Raw genomic sequence first — 18,416 nt, 5'->3', positions numbered from 1 at the left:
GGCACCACTCCGCAGGAATTCACCGCCTCACCGGAAATGGCAGCCGCATGGCCAACCCGACCAGACTCGACAACGACGTGCCGGCCCTGGGCGATGCACCCCCGAGACCCCGCCGGGTCCTCACCGCGGCGAGCCTGGCCACCGCCATGGTCGTCATCGACATCAGCATCGTGAACGTGGCGATCCCGGAGATCCGGGCCGGCCTCGGAGCGGGGCTGTCGACGATGCAGCTGGTCGTCGACGCGTACGCGGTCGTCATGGCGAGCCTGGTGCTGGCCGGCGCGGCGCTGGTCGGGCGGTTCGGGGCGGTGCCGGTCTTCCGGGCGGGCGTCGCCGTGTTCGGGGTGACGTCCGTGCTCTGCGGCCTCGCGCCCGGCGGCGCCGCCCTCGTCGCCGCCCGGGCGCTGCAGGGCCTCGGCGGGATCCTGTTGACGCCCGCCACCCTGGTGATGCTCACCGACACCTACCGCGACCCGGACGACCGGGCCAAGGCCGTCTCGGTCTGGGCCATGGTCGGCGGCAGCCCGGTCGCCTTCGGCCCGATCCTCGGGGGCGTCCTGGTCGCGGCGGTCGGGTGGCGCAGCATCTTCCTGGTCAACGTGCCGGTCGTACTGGCGATCCTCTGGCTGTCGGCCCGTCACATGCCCGGGGGCGGAGCGAGCGTGCGCAAGGAGCCCCAGGACGTGCCCGGTCAGCTGCTGGCCGCCGTCGTCCTCGGAGGCATCGCGGTGGCGCTCACCGAGGGCCGGGAGCTCGGCTGGAGCAGGCCGCTGCCCGTCGCGGCGGCGGTGACCGCGACCCTCGCGCTCGCCGCCTTCGTGGCCCGCCAGCGCAGCTGCGCCCACCCGATGATCCCGGGCGACCTGTTCCGGGCCCCCGGCTTCCGCAACTTCGTCGCGGCCGGACTGCTGCTCTTCGCCGGCTACTACGGGCTGGTCTTCTCGATCAGCATGTTTCTCCAGCAGGTGCGCGGGTACGACCCGGTGACCACCGGGCTGTGCTTCCTGCCCTCCGCCCTGCCGATCACCCTGATGCCCCTGGTGGCCGGGCGGATCCACGCCCGCCTCGGCGCCCCGCGGGTGCTCGGCATCGCCGTCCTGCTGACCCTGGTCGGCGGAGTCCTGCTGGTCCTCGTCGGCAGCGACGCCCCGATCGGCACCGGGGCCGGGCTCGCCTTCATCGGCCTCGGCTTCGGCCTGGCGACGGTTCCCCAGATCACCCTGGTCATGGCGACCGCCCCCGAGCACCGCTCGGCGATCGCCAGCGGGCTGATGTCCGCGGGCCGCTCGTCGGGCACCACGATCGGCGTCGCCCTCCTCGGTGGCCTGCAGTCCGGGAACGGCATCGCCGCCCCGGCGGTGGCGGCCGTCCTGATCTACCTGCTGCTGGCGCTCGCCGTCGGCCTCGGGGCCCGCCGACTGCCCGCCGACGCAGCCTGAGGCCCCGGGCGGCGGGCCCCGGGCCGGCCCAACGACCCCTCACACACCGGAGCACCCATGTCCGAACACCAGCCGGGCCGCGACCTCGCGGCCCGGGCCGCGGCGCTGCGCGCGCACGACCCCGACTTCACCGCCTCCGTCCCGTCCCCCGACGTCGCGGACGCGATCCGGGCGTGCGACGGCGGCCTCGTCGCCACCATCGAGACCGCCATGCGCGGTTACGCCGACCGGCCGGCCCTCGCCCGCCGCGCCGAACGAACCGTGCGGGACACCGCCACCGGCCGCACCACCCGCGAACTCCTGCCCGCCTTCGAGACGGTGAGCTACGCCGAACTGTGGCAGCGGGTCGGCCGGCTCGCCACCGCCTGGGCCGACCCTGCCGGCGGCGGCCTGCGCCCCGGCGACTTCGTCGCCACCCTCGGCTTCACCGGCGTCGACTACGCCGTCATCGACCTGGCCTGCATGTACCTGGGCGCCGTCTCCGTCCCGCTGGCCACCGGGGCGCCCGCGCCCCGGCTGGCCCCGGTGGTCGCCGAGACCGGGCCGCGCCTGCTCGCCGCCGACATCGGCTCGCTCGACGCCGCCGTCGACACCGTCCTGGCCTCCGACACCGTCGAGCGCCTGGTCGTCTTCGACTGCGACCAGCGCGTCGACGACCACCGGGAGGCGCTGCGCGCCGCCGCCGACAAGCTGGACGGCCGGGCCGCGGTGGCGCCGCTGGCGGACGAGCTGCGCCGCGGCGCCGAACTCCCCCGCGCCGCACCGCACGAGGGCGATCCGGAACGGCTGGCCGGCCTGATCTACACCTCCGGGAGCACCGGCACCCCCAAGGGCGCGATCTACACCGCCGCGATGATCACCCGGATGTGGCAGAAGGCCTGCGGCGGCATGGCCGCGGTCGACGGCATACCCGTGCCGACCATCGTCCTGCACTACATGCCGATGAGCCACGTCAACGGCCGCTCCTGGCTGGTCTCCGCGCTCGCCTGCGGCGGCATCGGCCACTTCGCCGCCCGTGGTGACCTGTCCACCCTGTTCGACGACATCCGGCTCTCCCGCCCCACCGTGCTCAGCCTCGTCCCGCGGATCTGCGACATGGTCCACCAGCGCCACCTGCTGGAGTCCGAACGCCGCACCCGCGGCGGCGCCGCCCGTGCCGAGGCGGAGGCGGCCGCGCGCGACCACGTCCGCGACGGCATGCTCGGTGGCCGGATCATGAGCGCCCTGTGCGGCAGCGCGCCGCTGTCGGCCGCCATGCACACCTTCATGGGCGACGTTCTCGGCACGAAGATCATCGACTGCTACGGCTCCACCGAGACCACCCGCGCCGTCATCGTCGACCAGCGGGTCCGCCGCCCCCCGATCCTCGACTACCGTCTGGCCGACGTCCCCGAGCTCGGCTACTTCGCGACCGACAAGCCCCACCCCCGGGGCGAGTTGCGGCTCAAGTCGACCGACCTGGTGCCCGGCTACTACCGGCAGCCCGAGGTCACCGCCCGCACCTTCGACGAGGACGGCTACTACCGCACCGGCGACGTGTTCGCCCAGATCGAGCCCGACCGCCTGGTCTACGTCGACCGGATCAACAACGTCGTCAAGCTCTCCCAGGGCGAGTTCGTCGCGGTCTCCAAGCTGGAGGCGCTCTACTCCACGAGCCCGGCCGTCGCCCAGGTCTACGTCTACGGCAGCAGCGAACAGGCGTTCCTGCTGGCGGTGGTCGTCCCCGACCGGGACCGGCCGGGGCAGGCCGACGACGCCGCCGCCCGCGCGGCCGTCCTCGACTCGATGCGCGAACTCGCCCACGAGGCCGGCCTGTACGCCTACGAGATCCCGCAGGACGTGCTGATCGAGCGGGAGCCGTTCGGCCTCGCCAACGGACTGCTCTCCGGGGTCGGCAAGCTGCTGCGCCCCGCCCTCAGGGAGCGCTACGGCGCCAGGCTGGAACAGCTGTACGCGGACATCGCGGCCGGCCGGGCCGGCCAGTTGGCCGCGCTACACGCCCGCGACGGGCAGGTGGAACCACTGGAGGCGGTCCGTACCGCGGTCCAGATCACCCTCGCCCACCCCGCGTCGCTGGTGCGGCCGGAGAGCACGTTCGTCGAGCTCGGCGGTGACTCGCTCTCCGCCCACACCTTCGCGACCGTGCTGGAACGGGTCTTCGACACGGAGGTGCCGGTCCAGGCGGTGCTCGGGCCGACCGCGACGCTGGCCCGCATCGCCGAGCGCCTCGGCCGGGGCACCGGGGCCCCGCCAGCGGGGGCCCCGCCGGTCGGCCACGAGTCACCCGGTGCTCCGGTGTCCGGCGCCACGGCGCCGCGGGCCACCTTCGCCTCCGTGCACGGCGCGGACGCCGTCGAGGCCCGGGCCGCCGACCTCACCCTCGACAGGTTCCTCGACGCCCGCCTGCTCACCCCCGCGTCCGGGGCCGTGGCCGGACCGCCGGACGGCCGGGCCACGGCCCGCGACGTGCTGCTCACCGGCCCGACCGGCTACCTCGGCCGCTTCCTCGCCGTCGAATGGCTCGAACGCCTCGTCCGGGCCGGCGGGCGGCTGACCTGCCTGGCCCGGGCCGAGGACGATGCGGCCGCCCGCCGGCGCGTCCTCGACTGTCTGCGCGCCGCGGCGGGGGAGGAGCGGGCCGACCGGCTCGTCGAGGCTGCGGGGGACCGCCTCGACGTCCTGGCCGCGGACCTCGCCGAGCCGGGACTGGGCCTGGACGACACGACCTGGGCCCGGCTCGCCGCGCGGACCGATCAGATCGTGCACGCCGCCGCCCTGGTGAACCACGTGCTCCCGTACCGGCGGCTGTTCGCCCCGAACGTCGCCGCGACGGCAGAGCTGATCGCCCTGGCGCTCACCGGCCGCCCGAAGCGCTTCGCCTACGTCTCCACCATCGCCGCCGCGATGCGCCCCGACACGACGCTGCTCGACGAGGCGGCCGACATCCGCGCGGCGGCCCCCGTCCGCCCGCTCGACGACTCCGACGCGAACGGCTACGCCACCAGCAAGTGGGCCGGCGAGGTGCTGCTGCGCGAGGCGCACGAGCGGACCGGCCTGCCGGTGACGGTCTTCCGACCGGACATGATCCTCGCCCACCGCAGCCTCCCCGGCCGGCTGAACCTGCCCGACCGGTTCACCCGCGTCGTCCTCAGCGTCCTCGCCTCCGGCATGGCGCCGCGCTCCTTCTACCGGCTCGACCACGACGGCAGGCGCAGCGACCGGGCCCATTACAGCGGCCTGCCGGTCGACTTCACCGCCGAGGCGATCACCGCCCTCGCCGCCCGCGGCGCGGAGGGCTTCACCACCTTCCACACCGTCAACGCGAACGACGACGGCATCTCGCTGGACGGGATCGTGGACTGGCTGATCGCGGCGGGCCACCCGATCGCCCGCTTCGACGACCACCGGGAGTGGCACAAGCGCTTCGAGGCGGCGCTGCGCGGCCTGCCCGACCACCAGCGCCGGCTCTCCCTGCTGCCCCTGCTGCCGGCCTACGCCCGCCCCGGCGAGCCGCGGCCGGGCTCGGCGACCCCGGCCGCGCGCTTCACCGCGGCGGTCCGCGAGCTCGGCGTCGGCGGGGGTGAAGTGCCCTCGCTCACCCCGGAGTTCATTGTCAAGTGCGTCGCCGACCTGCGGCTGCACGGCCTGCTGTAGTGCGTCCTCGCGAGAACGGCCGGCCCGCACCGGGTGGTGCGGGCCGGCCGTTGCGCTGCGGTCGACCGGCGGGCGACTCAGCCGCGGACGCGGGCCATCCAGGCCTCGACGTCGTCGGCCTGCCGCGGCAGGCCGGCCGAGAGGTTCTCGTTGCCGTCGGCGGTGACCAGGATGTCGTCCTCGATCCGGACGCCGATGCCCCGGTACTCCTCGGGTACGGAAAGGTCGTCGGCCTGGAAGTACATCCCCGGCTCGACGGTGAGCACCATCCCGGGCTCCAGCGGGCCGTCGACGTACGCCTCGCGGCGGGCCACGGCGCAGTCGTGGACGTCCAGGCCGATCATGTGACCGGTGCCGGCCAGCGTCCAGCGGCGGTGCAGCCCCAGCCCGAACACCTCGTCCGCCGAGCGGTCGCCCAGCAGGCCCCAGGCGACCAGGTGCTCGGCGAGCACGCGCTGGGCGGCGACGTGGAAGTCCCGGAAGCCGGCACCGGGCTTGACCGCGGCGATCCCGGCCTCCTGCGCGGCGTACACCGCGTCGTAGACCTTGCGCTGGATCGGGCTGAACCGGCCGTTGACCGGCACGGTGCGGGTGACGTCGGACGTGTAGAGGTTGGCGGTCTCCACGCCGGCGTCCAGCAGCAGCAGCTCGCCGGGGCGGGCCTGGCCGTTGTTGCGCACCCAGTGCAGGGTGGTGGCGTGCTCGCCGGCGGCGCAGACCGACTTGTAGCCGATGTCGTTGCCCTCGGTCCGGGCGCGCAGGAAGAAGGTGCCCTCGATGACCCGCTCGGAGGTCGGCGTGTCCGCACCCATGGCGCGTACGACGTCCTCGAAACCGCGCGCGGTCGCCTCGCAGGCGAACCGCAGGTCGGCGATCTCGAACTCGTCCTTGACCAGCCGCATCCCGGAAAGGAACTCGCGGAACTCCTCGTCGTCGCGCAGGCTCACCGCGTCGCTCAGCGCGGCCTCGATGTCCGTGTCGTGACCGCGCAGCAGCCGGACCGGGCCGATGGCCTCGCCGAGCCGCTCCAGCAGCGTGCGGACGTCACGGCAGGGCAGGCCGAGGAGGCGTTCGTTCTCGGTGAGGCTGGGGCGCCGGCCGTCCCAGAGCTCGCCGTGCAGGTCGAGCCAGAACTCGCCGTTCTCGCGGTCGGAGCGCGGCAGCAGGTAGGCGACCGCCTGGTGACCGCCGTCCGCCAGGGGCTCCAGCACCAGGGCGGCGTCCTCGGACTGGTCGCCCGTCAGGTAGACGTAGTCGGACGACGGGCGGAAGGGGTAGTCCGTGTCGTTGGAGCGGACCTTCGGGTTGCCCGAGGGGACCACCAGCAGCTCGCCCGGGAAGCGGGCGGAGAGCACGGCCCGGCGGCGGGCGGTGTGCGCGGCCTGCGGGATCGGCTCCAGGCCGCGCAGCTCGGTGTCGCCCCACCCCTGCCGCATGTGCGCGGCGAGCTCCTCGCTCACCCCCTGGAGCAGGCCGTTCTTCCGCTTCCTGCGCTCGCTCACGGGGGCCTCGAACTCCTGGTTGTCGGGTGTCCGCTCGGTCACAGCCGTCTCCTGAATCGAATGGGGGTCCGGGCTGCCGCTCGACGGCAGCCGGCCGGCGTCCGGTCGGACACGGCGCGCGCTCCACCCCGGTCGGGGAGCGATCGGCATCATGGCCTGGTCCGCCGGCACAGCCTGTACGGTATATCGAACGGCATCTGGAGGAAAGAGGAAGCGTGAGCGCCACCGAGGGATCGGTCCGGGACATGCTGGCCGCCAATCTGAAGCGCGTCAGGACCCAGCGGGGGCTGTCGCTCTCCGAGCTGTCCCGGCGATCGAGGATCGGCAAGGCCACCCTCTCCCAACTGGAGCAGGGCACCGGCAACCCGACGATCGAGACGGTGTTCAGCCTCGCGCGGGTCCTGGAGGTGCCCATCTCCGACCTGGTCGACCGCCCGCCGTCCCGCGAGGTGACGGTGGTCCGCGCGGCCGACGTCGAGGTGCTCAGCGGCAAGGGCGTCGACCTGCGCCCGCTGCGCCGGATCGAGTCCGGCGACGCCGTGTTCGAGGTCTACGACCAGCAGGTGCGGGCCGACGGCACCCAGGACTCCCTCGGCCACACCGGCACCGAGCACACCATCGTCCAGACGGGCCGGCTCGGCGTCCGGGTGGACGGGCGCGAGGTGGAGCTCGGGCCCGGCGACTACATCGCCTTCGACGCGGCGATGCCGCACTCCTACACCGCCCTGGACGGCCCGGTCCGCTCCGTCCTGCTGCTGCACTACCGGGCCGAACAGCGCCTCCACCTCAGCGCCCCGGCTCCCGGCGACTGCCGCCCGGACACCGCCCCCCGGCCGTCCCCGGAGGCCCCCTGAGCGCCTCCAGGCGTTTGGTTTACCGAACTCCGAGGGTCGCCGGGGCGCGGCGCCTCTGCGGTTCAGCGGTCGGGCGAGGAGCCGGCCCTCGTGGTCGCCCGGTCCGACCGCCGATCCCGGTGGCCGCGTCCCTCCGCCCGGGGCGCGCCGACGCCTGGCGGAGCGTCACGTCCGTTCGGTGGACGGCGCTTCGGCCGTCGGTGCTCCGGCGGACGGTGTGAGGTGGTGCGCCAGCGCGGTCAGCGCGCTGCCGAGCGGGAGCGCGACCGTGGCCACCGCGAGGTCGTCCCCGCGCGTCGTGCCCCGGTTGACGATCGCGACCGGCCGGCCGCTGCGGGCGGCGTGGCGGACGAACCGCAGCCCCGAGAGGACGCTCAGCGACGAGCCCAGGACGAGCAGCGCCCGCGCACCGTCGACCAGCCGGTAGCACCGTTCGACGCGTTCCTTGGGAACGGCCTCGCCGAAGAACACCACGTCGGGCTTGAGTACGCCGCCGCAGGCCTCGCACGGCGCGACCCGGAACGCGGCCACCCGCTCGTCCGCGAGCTCGACGTCCCCGTCCGGGTTGAGCGGTGCCTGCGCCTCGCGGAAACCGTCGTTCAGCGCCTCCAGCCGGCGGTCCAGTCCGGCGCGGGGGCTGGTGCGCCGGCACCCGAGGCAGACCACCCGGTCGAGCCCGCCGTGCAACTCCACCGCGTCCGCCGTCCCGGCCGCCCGGTGCAGCCCGTCGACGTTCTGGGTGATCACCGAGGACACGTGTCCGGACCGGCGGAGCGCCTCGACCGCGCGGTGCCCGGCGTTCGGCTCGGCCCCGGTGATCGCCCGCCACCCGATGTGGCTGCGGGCCCAGTACCGGCGCCGGGCGGCCTCGCTCCCGGTGAACTCCTGGTACGTCATCGGTGTGCCGCGGCGGCGGCTGCCGGTGGCACCCCGGTAGTCGGGAATCCCCGACTCGGTGGACAGGCCGGCCCCGCTCAGGACGGCCACGCCGCGTGCGGCCAGCAGTCGCTCCACTGCCTCCAGCCCCGCGGCCGCCGCCGCGGTCCGGCCGGGGGCCGGGGTCCCGGTCGCAGGGGTGGACAGGTGCGCCGGACCGGCCCGGCGCGCCACGGACTCCCCGGACGTCGGATACGCACCCATGGTCAGCAGCCTAGTCCTGCGCTTCCCCGTGCGGGCGCGTCGGTCCTCGGCTTCCCGGCCCTGGGCGGGCCGGCCGCAGTCCTCCGGCAGCGCCCGACCGGCGTGGCCGCCGGGCGGTGCTCCGGCCGGGTCGACGTACGGGGCGGAGCTCTCGGGGCGAGGTGGCTCTCCCGGGTGTCGCCCCGCGCGAGGCGGCGCTGCGCCGGGACGGCGCCGCCGGGGCCCGGGGCCTGCGGGGACCGGGCCGAGGCACACGTCACCCCGCCCCCGGGCCGTCGGTGCAGGAGGCCGACCTGCCCGGGGGCTGTGCGTCCGCTCCCGACGAAGCCGACCGCCCGCCTACGCGGCGGGGCCGGGGAGGGCCCCGCTCCGCGTGACGGGCCGGACCGGCCGTCGGGTCACCGACGGCTGAGCTCGTTGACGCAGAGGATGTTCCCCTCGCTGTCCTTGAACCAGGCCGCGCGCATTCCCTCGGCCTCGGCCACGCCGTCGACCGTCTTCAGGCCCGGCATGTCGTACTCCTCGAAGGTGACTCCGCGGCCGCGCAGCGCGGTCATCACGGCGTCGAGGTCGTCGACCTTGAAGCTGGCCAGAGTGTGCGCCGCCTGGCCCGCGCTCGGGGTCTCGTAGATGCCGAACTCGGTACCGCCGCACTCGAACGTCAGGTCGTGTCCGCTGTCGTCGCTGAGCTTCAGGCCGAGGGTGTCCGTGTAGAAGCTCTTGGCCCGTGCAATGTCGGCTGCCGGGATGATGGCCAGCAGCGGTGCGTCTCCAAGCATGTCCATCGCCTCCTCCTACTCACCAGGCTAGGCCTTGTCCGGCCGCCCGCAGGTCGACGCCGGCGCGCCCGGGTTCCGGCCCGACGGCGCCCCCGGTGCCGTCGCTGGCGGCGGCGGTCCGGCCGGTGTCGGTCCGTGGTGCGGGCGCGAGGCGCCGGCAGGCGGTGCGCCTACGAACGGAGTGCTCGCCGCGGCTCCGTCGCCGGTCGGGCGGGGTGTGACGCAGCCGGGTCCGCGGCCGCTGAGTAGACGCGGGCCCTGCACTGCGCCGGGCCTGAGTGATCGGAGAGGGGGTCCGCCGGGCGGCCCGAAACGCGTCCACCCGGATCTGGCGGAGAAGAGGGATTCCGTCCGGCCCGTCAGGCGAATTCCGATGAGCGGCATTCGCCTCGAAGTCGTGCCCGGAATTCACCCGCATTTCCACTTCATTCGCGCCGGCCGCCTACTGAATTCGGTTTCGCCGGGCAAGCGGCAGGCGCTGGCGGGATTCCGCCAACACGGCCGTGCGGCCCTTCGGCGAAAGAGGTCGATTCGGCGGCCCCGGCGCGGACGTCGCGGCGGCGGGCCCGCCCGTCCGCGGCTCCCGTTACCTGCAGGGATCCGCCCGGCGGCCACCGGTGCCCGGCCGGCCGCGGGGCGGGCCGTCTGGCGAGCTCCTGCCAATCGCCGCGGGCGGTCTGTTCGCCGCACCTGATCCTTCGTCATGATTCCGGCCACCCGGCGCGACCGGCACCCGCACTTCCCCGCATCGACGGATGCCGACGGTCGCACGGGCGCACGTCAGCGCCCGCTCCGCCCCAGTGCGCGCCAACCCGGCGCCTCGGAGCGTGGCGCGACCGCGCACACGCGGTAGACACGGAAGGAACCTTCGTGAAGCGTAAGCTCGCCCTCGGAGCCGTTCTGTCCGCCTCGGCCCTGCTGGCCGGCGTGATCCAGGTCAGTGCCGGCGTGGCACACGCAGCACCCGCGCCCGACGCCACGGCCCGCGCGCTCGGCCTCTCCGCTCAGGAGCGGCTCGTCGTGAAGCAGACCGTCGTGGACGCCGACGGCACCCACCACCTCCGCTACGAGCGCACCTTCGCCGGCCTGCCGGTGCTCGGCGGCGACCTGATCGTCCACCAGGACGCCGAGGGGGTCGTCAAGTCCACCGACCGCGCGGTCCGCGGCTCCGTCGCGCCGGCCTCGCTCACGCCGAAGCTCACCGCCCCGCAGGCCGCCGCCACGGCGACCGCCGCGGTGCGCGCCACCGTCGGGGTCTCCGACGGCGACGAGCCCGCCCTCGTCTCCGTCGACCGGGCCGGCACGGCGCACCTGGTCGTGTGGGCCGCCTCCGGCACCCCGCGGCTGGCCTACCGGACCACCGTCGAGGGCATGCGCGCCGACGGCACCCCGAGCAGCATGCTGGTCGTCACCGACGCCGTCGGCGGCGAGGTCCTCTCCACCCACGACCAGGTGCAGACCTCGAACGCGACCGGCTCCGGCAAGGGCGTGTTCGTCGGCAGCGTCTCGCTGACCACCAACTGGACCGGATCGACCTACGAGCTCAAGGACAACACCCGCGGCGGCCAGTACACCGTCTCGCTGAAGAACAAGCAGGGCGGCCAGGGCACGCTCTTCACCGACGCCGACAACGTCTGGGGCGACGGCACTGCGGCCAACGACCAGTCGGCCGCCGTGGACGCCCAGTTCGGCGCCGGCGCCACCTGGGACTTCTACAAGTACACCTTCGGCCGTCTCGGCATCAGGGGCGACGGCGTCGGTGCCGTCAGTCGCGTCCACTACGGCAGGAACTACGTGAACGCGTTCTGGTCCGACGCCTGCTTCTGCATGACGTACGGCGACGGCGCCTCCAACCGGCACCCGCTGACCGCCCTCGACGTCTCCGGGCACGAGATGAGCCACGGCGTCACGTCCAACACCGCCGGCCTGAACTACTCCGGCGAGTCCGGCGGCCTGAACGAGGCCACCTCCGACATCTTCGGCACCGGCGTCGAGTGGTACGCCGACCTGCCCGCCGACACCCCGGACTACCTGATCGGTGAGCTGATCGACATCAACGGCGACGGCACACCGCTGCGCTACATGGACAAGCCCTCCAGGGACGGGCGTTCCGCCGACTCCTGGTCGCCCGGCGTCGGCAACCTGGACGTCCACTACTCCTCCGGCGTCGCCAACCACTTCTTCTACCTGCTCTCGGAGGGCAGCGGCGCCAAGACCATCAACGGCGTCAGCTACAACTCGCCCACCTCCAACGGCTCCACCGTCACGGGGATCGGCCGGGACAAGGCGCTGCAGGTCTGGTACCGGGCGCTGACCGTCTACATGACGTCCACCACCAACTACGCGGGCGCGCGCACCGCCACCCTCAAGGCCGCCACCGACCTCTACGGCGCCGGCTCCGCCGAGGCCGCGGCGGTCGCGGCGGCCTGGTCGGCGGTCAACGTCAACTGACCTGCGACATCGGTCCGATCCGTGACGGCGGCAGCCCGGCGACACCCGGGCGCCGCCGTCACGGCGGGCCCGGCGTCGTGGGCTCCCGTCGCGGCCGCCAGTCGTGCGGCACCCGCTCCAGCACGCCCCCGGCGAAGACCTCGTAGAGCGGCAGGGTCTCCAGGTGGACGTAGCCGATGTGGCAGTCGCAGACCGGCAGCGGGCAGGGGCGGGCCCGGAGCCGTGCCCGGTACGAGCCGTCGTACAGGTTGCCGAGGACGTCCCGCACGAAGTGGCAGCGGCGGACGGTGCCGTCGCCGTCGACCGACAGCACGGACTCGCCGGTGCGGCAGGGGAGACCGGCGCTGGGGTGGGCGTTCCGGCTGTACCCGAAGTGCGGGTCGAGGGCCTGCCAGTCGGCGGCGTCGGCATCCGGGTAGCTGCGGCCCTCGGCGGCGTTGATCCACAGGTAGACCGCCGGGGACAGCTCGGCGCGGAGCCGGCGGGCCGCCGCCAGGTGCTCCGGCTCGCCCACCACGCCGATGCTGTACCGCACACCGAGCCGGTCGAGCTCCCGGCACTTGGCGACGAAGCGGTCGTGGCCGACCTGCCCGGGGTGGTACGTCACCCAGAGCGCGAGGGTGCTGAGGTCGGCCTCGGCCAGCCAGTCGGTGCGGCAGCTGAGGTTGGTCTGGATCGCCACCCGCCGGACGTGCGGCAGGCGGCTCAGCCCGACGAGGGCGCGCCGGTACCAGGACCGCACCAGGCCCTCGCCCCACGGGGTGAACAGCAGCGACAGCGTGTCGCCCGTTCCCGCCCGGTCCGCGACCCAGCCGGTGAACCGCTCCAGCGCCGCGCGGTCCGTCCGCAGTTGCTCCGGGGTGTCGCGCCGCTTCGCGAACGGGCAGTACGGGCAGTCGTAGTCGCAGGAGGCGAGCGGGCCCCGGTAGAGCAGGGAGAGGTCGAGGCCGCCGCCCGGCGCGGCGGGGGCGGGTGAGCCGGCGGGGCCGGCGCCGGGTCCGGGGCCGCGCGAGGGCATGCCGAGGAAGGTCATTTCGCCTCGTACTCCGCCATCAGCCGGCGAACCTCCCGGGAGAACAGCACCGGCCCGACGGCGTCCGAGTGCGCCAGTCCCTCGGGGGAGAGCACCAGGCGCCCGCCGCTCCCGTCGGCCAGCCAGCCGCGTGCCCCGAACGCGGCCAGCTCGATCGGGAAGTCGTCGGCGGGCGTCGAGCCGAACCTGGCCCGGTAGTCCGCCACCTCCATGCCCTCGGCCTGGAGCAGAGACTGCAGGAGGTGGCGCCGCCTGGCCTCCTCGGACGTCGTGTACCGCCCGTACTCGGCGCGGTGGAAGTCCTCGGTGGCCACGTACGCGTCGATGATGCCGCGGACCTCGGTGGCGTCGACGGCGTAGTCGAAGGAGTAGTGCAGCCGCGAGGTGTAGGAGCGGGCTCCGCAGCCGAGGCCGACCATGCCGTCCGTCTGGCAGGCGTACTCGCCGGCGGTCGCCTGCGGGGACGCGGCGCGGCGGAACATCCGCATCGAGACCTGTCGGTAGCCCCGGTCGAGCAGGTGGTCGCGGCCGGCCCGGTAGAGCGCGAGCCGCCGGGCGTCCCACGCGGCCGGGCTCTCCGGCTCACCGCGCCGGGCCAGGCCGGTCAACGGCCGGACGTACAGCGGGTAGAGGTACAGCTCCTCGGGCTGCCAGGCGAGGGCGGCGTCCAGCGAGTGCCGCCAACTGGCCTCGGTCTGGCCGTCGATGCCGTAGATCAGGTCGATGTTGAGGACGGGGAACCCGGCGGCGCGGATCCGCCCGAGGGCGGCCTCGACCTCGGCACGCTTCTGCGGGCGCACGGCGGAGCGGGCCTCGCGGTCGATGAAGGACTGCACGCCCAGGCTGAGGCGGGTGGTGCCCCGGGCGGCCAGCACCTCCAGCCGGTCGGCGGTCGCGGTGGCGGGGGAGGCCTCCACGGAGAGCGGGACGGCCTGCAGGTCGGCGCCCATCCGCTGCTCGGCGATGTCGCAGAGCCGCTCCAGCTCAGCGGCCGAGAGGTGGGTCGGCGTTCCCCCGCCGAACGCGGCCAGCGCGAACCGGGCGTCGCCGGCGAGCGCCTCGCGGACGGCGACGGCCTGGCGGTCGAGCGCGTCCAGGTAGGCGGTGGTCAGGCCTTCGGGACTGCCGATCCGGGTGAACAGGTTGCAGAAGCCGCAGCGCACCTCGCAGAACGGGATGTGCAGGTACAGCGAGAGGGCGTGCTGGGGCTCACCGGCCCAGAGCCCGCGCAGTGGCGGGCGTTCCGGCAGCGCCCGGTAGGCGGTCTTGTGCGGGTAGGCGTAGACGTACGACTGGTACGGCGAGCCTGACGCGCCGGCGGCGGTGGACGCCGCGGCGGCCGAGGTCGTGGGGACGGCCGGGGTGACGGTCATGCGGTAGCTCCGGTGGCGGGGATGGTGAAGTGCGCGTACGGGACCGTCCAGACCACCTCGTGGCCGATCCGGTGGCCGGTGTAGCCGTCCTCGCCGTAGGCCGTGCCGTGGTCGGAGCAGACGATCGCGAAGCACGGCCGGCGCGCGCTCATCGCCGCGAAGAGCCGTCCGATGTGCGCGTCCACGTACTCGAGCGCGGCCGCGTGGCTGGCACGGGAGTCACCGTCCTCGCGGGTCGCGCCGGACAGGTGGAACCAGTTGGGCTGGTGCAGGGCCGACACGTTGAGCAGGAGGAAGAGCGGCTGCTCCGCCGGCTGGTCGGCGGCCACGCGTTCGGCCCGGGCGACCTGCGCCTCGAAGGAGACGGGCGAGGGAACGCCCATCTCGGGCTCCCAGTGGCTCTCCTGGAACAGCCCGGGCAGGACCGAACCCAGGGCGCCCTGCTTGTTGAAGAACCCGACGCCGCCGATGCAGACCGTTCGGTACCCGGCCCCGGCGAGGGCGCTCGGCAGATCGGGCGCGTCGAACACCCAGGTGCGCGGGGCAGTGGTCTCCGAACCGGCGAAGCGGGCCGCGAACAGTCGCGGGTGTGGTCCCGAGGGGGAGGCCGGGGTGGGCAGGAAGCCGGCCAGGATCGCCTGGTGCGCGGCGTAGGTGAAGCTGCCGGGCGAGTGCCGGCGCTCCCACCGGCCACCGGGGAGGTGGGCGGCGAGGTTGGGGATCCGCCCTTCCGCCGCCAGCTCCTCGGCGACGTCGAAGCGCAGGGTGTCGAGGGTGACCAGGAGCAGGTCGTGGCTGCCCACCACGGTGTTCATGTCGGGCGCGGCGTCGACGGCGTTCGCCGTGACGGCGCCCGGGGCCGTGGCATTGGCCGTCACGGTCGGGCTCGCGTCGGCGTCCGTGCGGTGGCGGGCAGGCGGGTGTCGGTGGTTCATCCGGTCGGTTCCAGGCGTGTGCGGTCGACCGGTCCGGGCCGGCCGTCGGGGTCGGTGCGGGGGAGTGCGGCGAGCTGGGCGGCGTAGGTGTCGAGTCCCTCGGCCGGGCCGCCGGGCAGGCCGGTGAGGTTGGGCAGCAGGTCGCCGAAGGCGTTCACCTCGCCGACCAGACCCCGCCGCCAGCCGCCGGCCGGCAGCACGTCGACGCCGACCATGGCGGAGTTCGGGAAGCAGGCGGCGGCCCGCTCCGCCGTCTCCAGCAGGGCCGGCCAGGCGTCGCCCGCGGCCTGCTGCGCGAGGTCGAGGCTGCCGCGGGCGCCGCCGAGGTGGAGGTTGGTGATCGGCTGGGTGCTGGTCCGCACCACCGCGTGGGTGGCCCGCCCGCCGATCACCACCACCCGCAGGTCCGCCGAGCGCCCCGACTGCGCGGACTTCGGGATCCACTGCTCGACGTGCAGACCGTCGGGCACGAGGCGGTCGACCAGCTCGGCCACCGTTCGCTCGTCGCGATGGCGCCGGACGCGCAGCGAGTTGTACAGCCGGCCGTCCGCCGACTCGACCGAGGTGGTGGCCAGGACCTGCCCGCGCGGGCCGAACTCCAGCGCCACCACCCCGGACGCCGAGGAGCCGTGCACCGGTTTGACGAAGACGCGGCGCAGCCCGGCCGCCTCCAGCCGGGCCCGCAGGTCCTCCCAGCCGGCTACGGGCGGGCCGGCCAGGGCCCGTGGGACGGGCACCCCGGCGGCGGCCAGCCGGGCGTGGGCGCGGCGTTTGTCGAACATCACGGCGATCTCCTCCGGATCGCCCAGCAGGCGGATGCCCGGCACCCGGGCCACCGCGCGCAGCGCGGCGACGACCCCCGCGTACCAGGCCGCCCCGCCCTCGACCCGGGTCGGCTCGTAGCCGGCGCCCAGCACCGGCCGGCGCAGCAGAGCGTCCACGGCCTCCTCCTCACCCGGGGAGTCGATCCGCAGCAGGCTGCCCTCGGGCACGCGGTGCGTGCCGCGCAGGACGTCGATCCACGGCACCACGACCGGTTCGGGCAGGCCGGCGGCCAGGGCCGCGGCGGTGAACAGCGTCACCCGCCGGTGGCCCGGGTTGCCCAGCACCGCCAGCGGGCTACTCGGCGACCGCGACATAGCGGTCCTCCGGGTCGTCCTCGTGCTCGGCGTCGGAGAGGTCGATCTCCACTCCCGGCAGGGCCTGGCGCAGCCGCTCCTGCATCGGCTCGGTGAGGTAGTGGTGGTGCAGGTCGAGCGCCCGCAGGTGGGTGAGCGGCTGGCCCTCCAGCAGGGCGGCGGCCCCCTCGTCGCTGAGGACGCCCATGGAGAGGTTCAGGGACTCCAGCCGGGCCACCACGGGGGCCCGGGCGACGGCGGCGGCGATCTCGTCCTGGATCTCGCTGTTGGCCAGGCCGAGGTGGCGCAGCGCGGGGAAGCGGGCCCCGTCCAGGAGGGGGGCGAGGTCGCCGAGGCCGGCGTCGCCGCCGTACTCGTCGACGCCGAGCCAGAGGTCGAGCCGCTCCAGCGCGGGCAGCTCGGACGCCGTCACCGCCTCCACCACCGAGCCCGGCAGGCCTCCCGCCTCGAACCGCAGGACCCTCAGCCGCTCGTGCCGGAACGGAGTGAGCGCCAGGTCGGTGCCGCCGCGCACCACGAGCTCGGTGAGCCGCGGGAACGCCGTCGGCAGCGGGGTGACGTCGGCCATCTCCAGCCAGGAGATCTCGCACTCGTCGAACGTCACGTCGGCGACGAAGAGCGCTTCGAGCGCCGGGAACAGCGCGGCGTCGCGGACGACTGCGGCCAGCGCGGCGGTGACGGGCTCGTAGTCCTCGGCCCACCAGGGGCCGAGGACCAGCGCCTTCACCGCGGACGGGTCGACGGCGGCGTGGAAGGCCCGCCAGGAGTCCTCGAACTCGGTGCCGGAGACGTGGTCCACCGCGATCCGCCAAGCCACCGCGTCGGAGGCGGGCAGCTCGCGCCGGGCACCGGGATCGGCGAAGAACGAGAACACGGGCAGCCCGTGGAACTCCTCGATGTGGTGGGTGACGGCCACGGCTTCTCCTGGCGGTGCTGGTGCTCGGCTGAGGTGCGGGTGCGGGTGCGGGGCGGCGGGTAGGTCGGCGGTCCGGGCCGCGCGGACGCGTCCGCTACTCGGCCACGGCGACGTACCGCCACCGGTCGTCCGGATTACCGGGCGCGGAGAGGTCGACCGCCACGCCGGGCAGGGCCCGGCGCACCCGTTCCTGCATCGACGCGGTGAGGTAGTGGTGGTGCAGGTCGAGCGCCTGCAGGTGGGTGAGCGGCTGGCCCTCCAGCAGGGCCGCCGCGCCCTGGTCGGTGAGGATGCCCATGGAGAGGTTGAGCGATTCCAGCCGGGCCACGACCGGAGCCTGGGCGACGGCGGCGGCGATCTCGTCCTGCATCTCGCTGTCCTGCAGGCCGAGGTGGCGCAGCGCCGGGAACCGCGAGCCGTCCAGGAACGGCGCCAGGTCGTCCAAGGTGGCGTCACCGCCGTAGCCCGCCACACCGAGCCAGAACTCCAGCCGCTCCAGCGCCGGGAGATCGCTGCTCGCGACGGCCCGCAGCACCTGGGCCGGCAGGCCGCCCGACTCGAAGCGCAACGCGCGCAGGTGCTCGTGCCGAACCGGTTGCACCCCGATGCCCTCGCCCTCGACCGTCTCCCCGGCCGCGCCGCGCACCACCAGCTCCCGGAGCAGCGGGAACGTGGTGAGCACCGGCGTGATGTCGACCATGTCGATCCAGGAGATCTCGCTCTCCTCGTACGTGATGTCACCGACGAACAGGCCGCGCAGTGCCGGCAGCCGGTCGGCCGACGCGAGGACGGCCGCCAGCGGCCCGGCGAAGCTCTCCGGTCCGTCGTGCGACCACTCGCCGATCACCACCGCGGTGACCCGCCCGGTGTCCACCTTCTCGACGAAGTGCTCCCAGAGGTCCGCGAACGTCCACGACGAGTCGAACTCGATGCCGATCTTCCACGCGACCGACGCCGGGTCGGGAAGCTCGCCGTCCTGCTCGACCGCCTGGTAGAGGTCGAAGACCGGCAGGCCGTGGAACTGCTGGATGTGTTCGTTGACCGTCATGCGCTGCTCCTCCGGGGTCGGGACCGGACAGATGTCTACCAGTCGGGTCGGACAATCCGGCGGCGGGGGTGTATTCCGGGCGCGTTGTCAGACCCTCGGGCCACGTTCCGACCGTGGGAGTTCCGACGCCCGGTGGTGCCGGTGTGGGAGGGA

General features: G+C 74.4%; 13 protein-coding genes. 4 read left to right on the top strand and 9 right to left on the bottom strand.

The annotated features are described in order from the left end of the window. Window positions 1–47 precede the first annotated feature (47 nt). Window positions 48–1,439, top strand: a complete 1,392-nt coding sequence (locus tag ACF9IK_RS03010) for an MFS transporter (protein ID WP_395292669.1) — start codon at window positions 48–50, stop codon at window positions 1,437–1,439. A 57-nt stretch (window positions 1,440–1,496) separates the two neighbouring features. Continuing rightward, on the top strand, window positions 1,497–5,093 hold the full coding sequence (gene car / locus ACF9IK_RS03005; RefSeq protein ID WP_395292668.1) for a carboxylic acid reductase: 3,597 nt from the start codon (window positions 1,497–1,499) through the stop codon (window positions 5,091–5,093). 77 nt (window positions 5,094–5,170) lie between these two features. On the opposite strand, the gene ACF9IK_RS03000 is transcribed toward car, so the two are convergent. Then, on the bottom strand, window positions 5,171–6,745 hold the full coding sequence (locus ACF9IK_RS03000; protein ID WP_395298457.1) for an aminopeptidase P family protein: 1,575 nt from the start codon (window positions 6,743–6,745) through the stop codon (window positions 5,171–5,173). Window positions 6,746–6,810: 65 nt separating this feature from the next. Between ACF9IK_RS03000 and ACF9IK_RS02995 the strand changes: the two genes are divergently transcribed. Continuing rightward, window positions 6,811–7,449, top strand: a complete 639-nt coding sequence (locus ACF9IK_RS02995; protein ID WP_395292667.1) for a helix-turn-helix domain-containing protein — start codon at window positions 6,811–6,813, stop codon at window positions 7,447–7,449. A 165-nt stretch (window positions 7,450–7,614) separates the two neighbouring features. Here ACF9IK_RS02995 and ACF9IK_RS02990 read toward each other — a convergent pair whose 3' ends face one another. Both ACF9IK_RS02990 and ACF9IK_RS02985 read right to left on the bottom strand, forming a co-directional pair. Next, window positions 7,615–8,589 (bottom strand): NAD-dependent protein deacetylase, encoded by a 975-nt coding sequence (locus ACF9IK_RS02990; RefSeq protein WP_395292666.1) that lies wholly within the window; start codon window positions 8,587–8,589, stop codon window positions 7,615–7,617. 398 nt (window positions 8,590–8,987) lie between these two features. After that, on the bottom strand, window positions 8,988–9,374 hold the full coding sequence (locus ACF9IK_RS02985) for a VOC family protein (RefSeq protein ID WP_395292665.1): 387 nt from the start codon (window positions 9,372–9,374) through the stop codon (window positions 8,988–8,990). A gap of 864 nt (window positions 9,375–10,238) precedes the next feature. Here ACF9IK_RS02985 and ACF9IK_RS02980 point away from each other — a divergent pair. Continuing rightward, the gene (locus tag ACF9IK_RS02980; protein ID WP_395292664.1) at window positions 10,239–11,819 is read left to right on the top strand and encodes a M4 family metallopeptidase; all 1,581 of its coding nucleotides are present in this window, start codon (window positions 10,239–10,241) and stop codon (window positions 11,817–11,819) included. Window positions 11,820–11,877: 58 nt separating this feature from the next. On the opposite strand, the gene ACF9IK_RS02975 is transcribed toward ACF9IK_RS02980, so the two are convergent. From ACF9IK_RS02975 to ACF9IK_RS02950, 6 genes are all read right to left on the bottom strand, one after another. After that, window positions 11,878–12,852, bottom strand: a complete 975-nt coding sequence (locus ACF9IK_RS02975; protein WP_395292663.1) for an STM4011 family radical SAM protein — start codon at window positions 12,850–12,852, stop codon at window positions 11,878–11,880. Then, window positions 12,849–14,225, bottom strand: a complete 1,377-nt coding sequence (locus ACF9IK_RS02970; RefSeq protein WP_395292662.1) for an STM4012 family radical SAM protein — start codon at window positions 14,223–14,225, stop codon at window positions 12,849–12,851. Before ACF9IK_RS02970 ends, ACF9IK_RS02975 begins: the two co-directional genes overlap by 4 nt. Then, window positions 14,222–15,040: an STM4013/SEN3800 family hydrolase gene (locus ACF9IK_RS02965; RefSeq protein WP_395298456.1), complete on the bottom strand. Its 819-nt coding sequence runs from the start codon at window positions 15,038–15,040 to the stop codon at window positions 14,222–14,224. Before ACF9IK_RS02965 ends, ACF9IK_RS02970 begins: the two co-directional genes overlap by 4 nt. A 116-nt stretch (window positions 15,041–15,156) precedes the next feature. Beyond that, the gene (locus ACF9IK_RS02960) at window positions 15,157–16,299 is read right to left on the bottom strand and encodes an STM4014 family protein (protein ID WP_395292661.1); all 1,143 of its coding nucleotides are present in this window, start codon (window positions 16,297–16,299) and stop codon (window positions 15,157–15,159) included. After that, window positions 16,280–17,215: an STM4015 family protein gene (locus tag ACF9IK_RS02955; RefSeq protein ID WP_395292660.1), complete on the bottom strand. Its 936-nt coding sequence runs from the start codon at window positions 17,213–17,215 to the stop codon at window positions 16,280–16,282. Before ACF9IK_RS02955 ends, ACF9IK_RS02960 begins: the two co-directional genes overlap by 20 nt. Window positions 17,216–17,309: 94 nt before the next feature. Further along, on the bottom strand, window positions 17,310–18,263 hold the full coding sequence (locus tag ACF9IK_RS02950; protein WP_395292659.1) for an STM4015 family protein: 954 nt from the start codon (window positions 18,261–18,263) through the stop codon (window positions 17,310–17,312). Window positions 18,264–18,416: the final 153 nt, after the last annotated feature.

Origin of the sequence: Kitasatospora hibisci, from assembly GCF_043950205.1 — a bacterium.
Lineage (GTDB): Bacteria > Actinomycetota > Actinomycetes > Streptomycetales > Streptomycetaceae > Kitasatospora > Kitasatospora hibisci.
This window is presented reverse-complemented; position numbering and strand designations above follow the sequence as displayed.

What these genes read in the sequence shown, in the direction of transcription:
- car (WP_395292668.1), top strand. Translation starts at nt 1,497, where the DNA reads ATGTCCGAACACCAGCCGGGCCGCGACCTCGCGGCCCGGGCCGCGGCG.
- ACF9IK_RS02960 (WP_395292661.1), bottom strand. Translation starts at nt 16,299, where the DNA reads ATGTCGCGGTCGCCGAGTAGCCCGCTGGCGGTGCTGGGCAACCCGGGC.
- ACF9IK_RS02970 (WP_395292662.1), bottom strand. Translation starts at nt 14,225, where the DNA reads ATGACCGTCACCCCGGCCGTCCCCACGACCTCGGCCGCCGCGGCGTCC.
- ACF9IK_RS02975 (WP_395292663.1), bottom strand. Translation starts at nt 12,852, where the DNA reads ATGACCTTCCTCGGCATGCCCTCGCGCGGCCCCGGACCCGGCGCCGGC.
- ACF9IK_RS02985 (WP_395292665.1), bottom strand. Translation starts at nt 9,374, where the DNA reads ATGGACATGCTTGGAGACGCACCGCTGCTGGCCATCATCCCGGCAGCC.
- ACF9IK_RS02990 (WP_395292666.1), bottom strand. Translation starts at nt 8,589, where the DNA reads ATGGGTGCGTATCCGACGTCCGGGGAGTCCGTGGCGCGCCGGGCCGGT.
- ACF9IK_RS02950 (WP_395292659.1), bottom strand. Translation starts at nt 18,263, where the DNA reads ATGACGGTCAACGAACACATCCAGCAGTTCCACGGCCTGCCGGTCTTC.
- ACF9IK_RS03010 (WP_395292669.1), top strand. Translation starts at nt 48, where the DNA reads ATGGCCAACCCGACCAGACTCGACAACGACGTGCCGGCCCTGGGCGAT.
- ACF9IK_RS02965 (WP_395298456.1), bottom strand. Translation starts at nt 15,040, where the DNA reads ATGAACACCGTGGTGGGCAGCCACGACCTGCTCCTGGTCACCCTCGAC.
- ACF9IK_RS03000 (WP_395298457.1), bottom strand. Translation starts at nt 6,745, where the DNA reads ATGCCGATCGCTCCCCGACCGGGGTGGAGCGCGCGCCGTGTCCGACCG.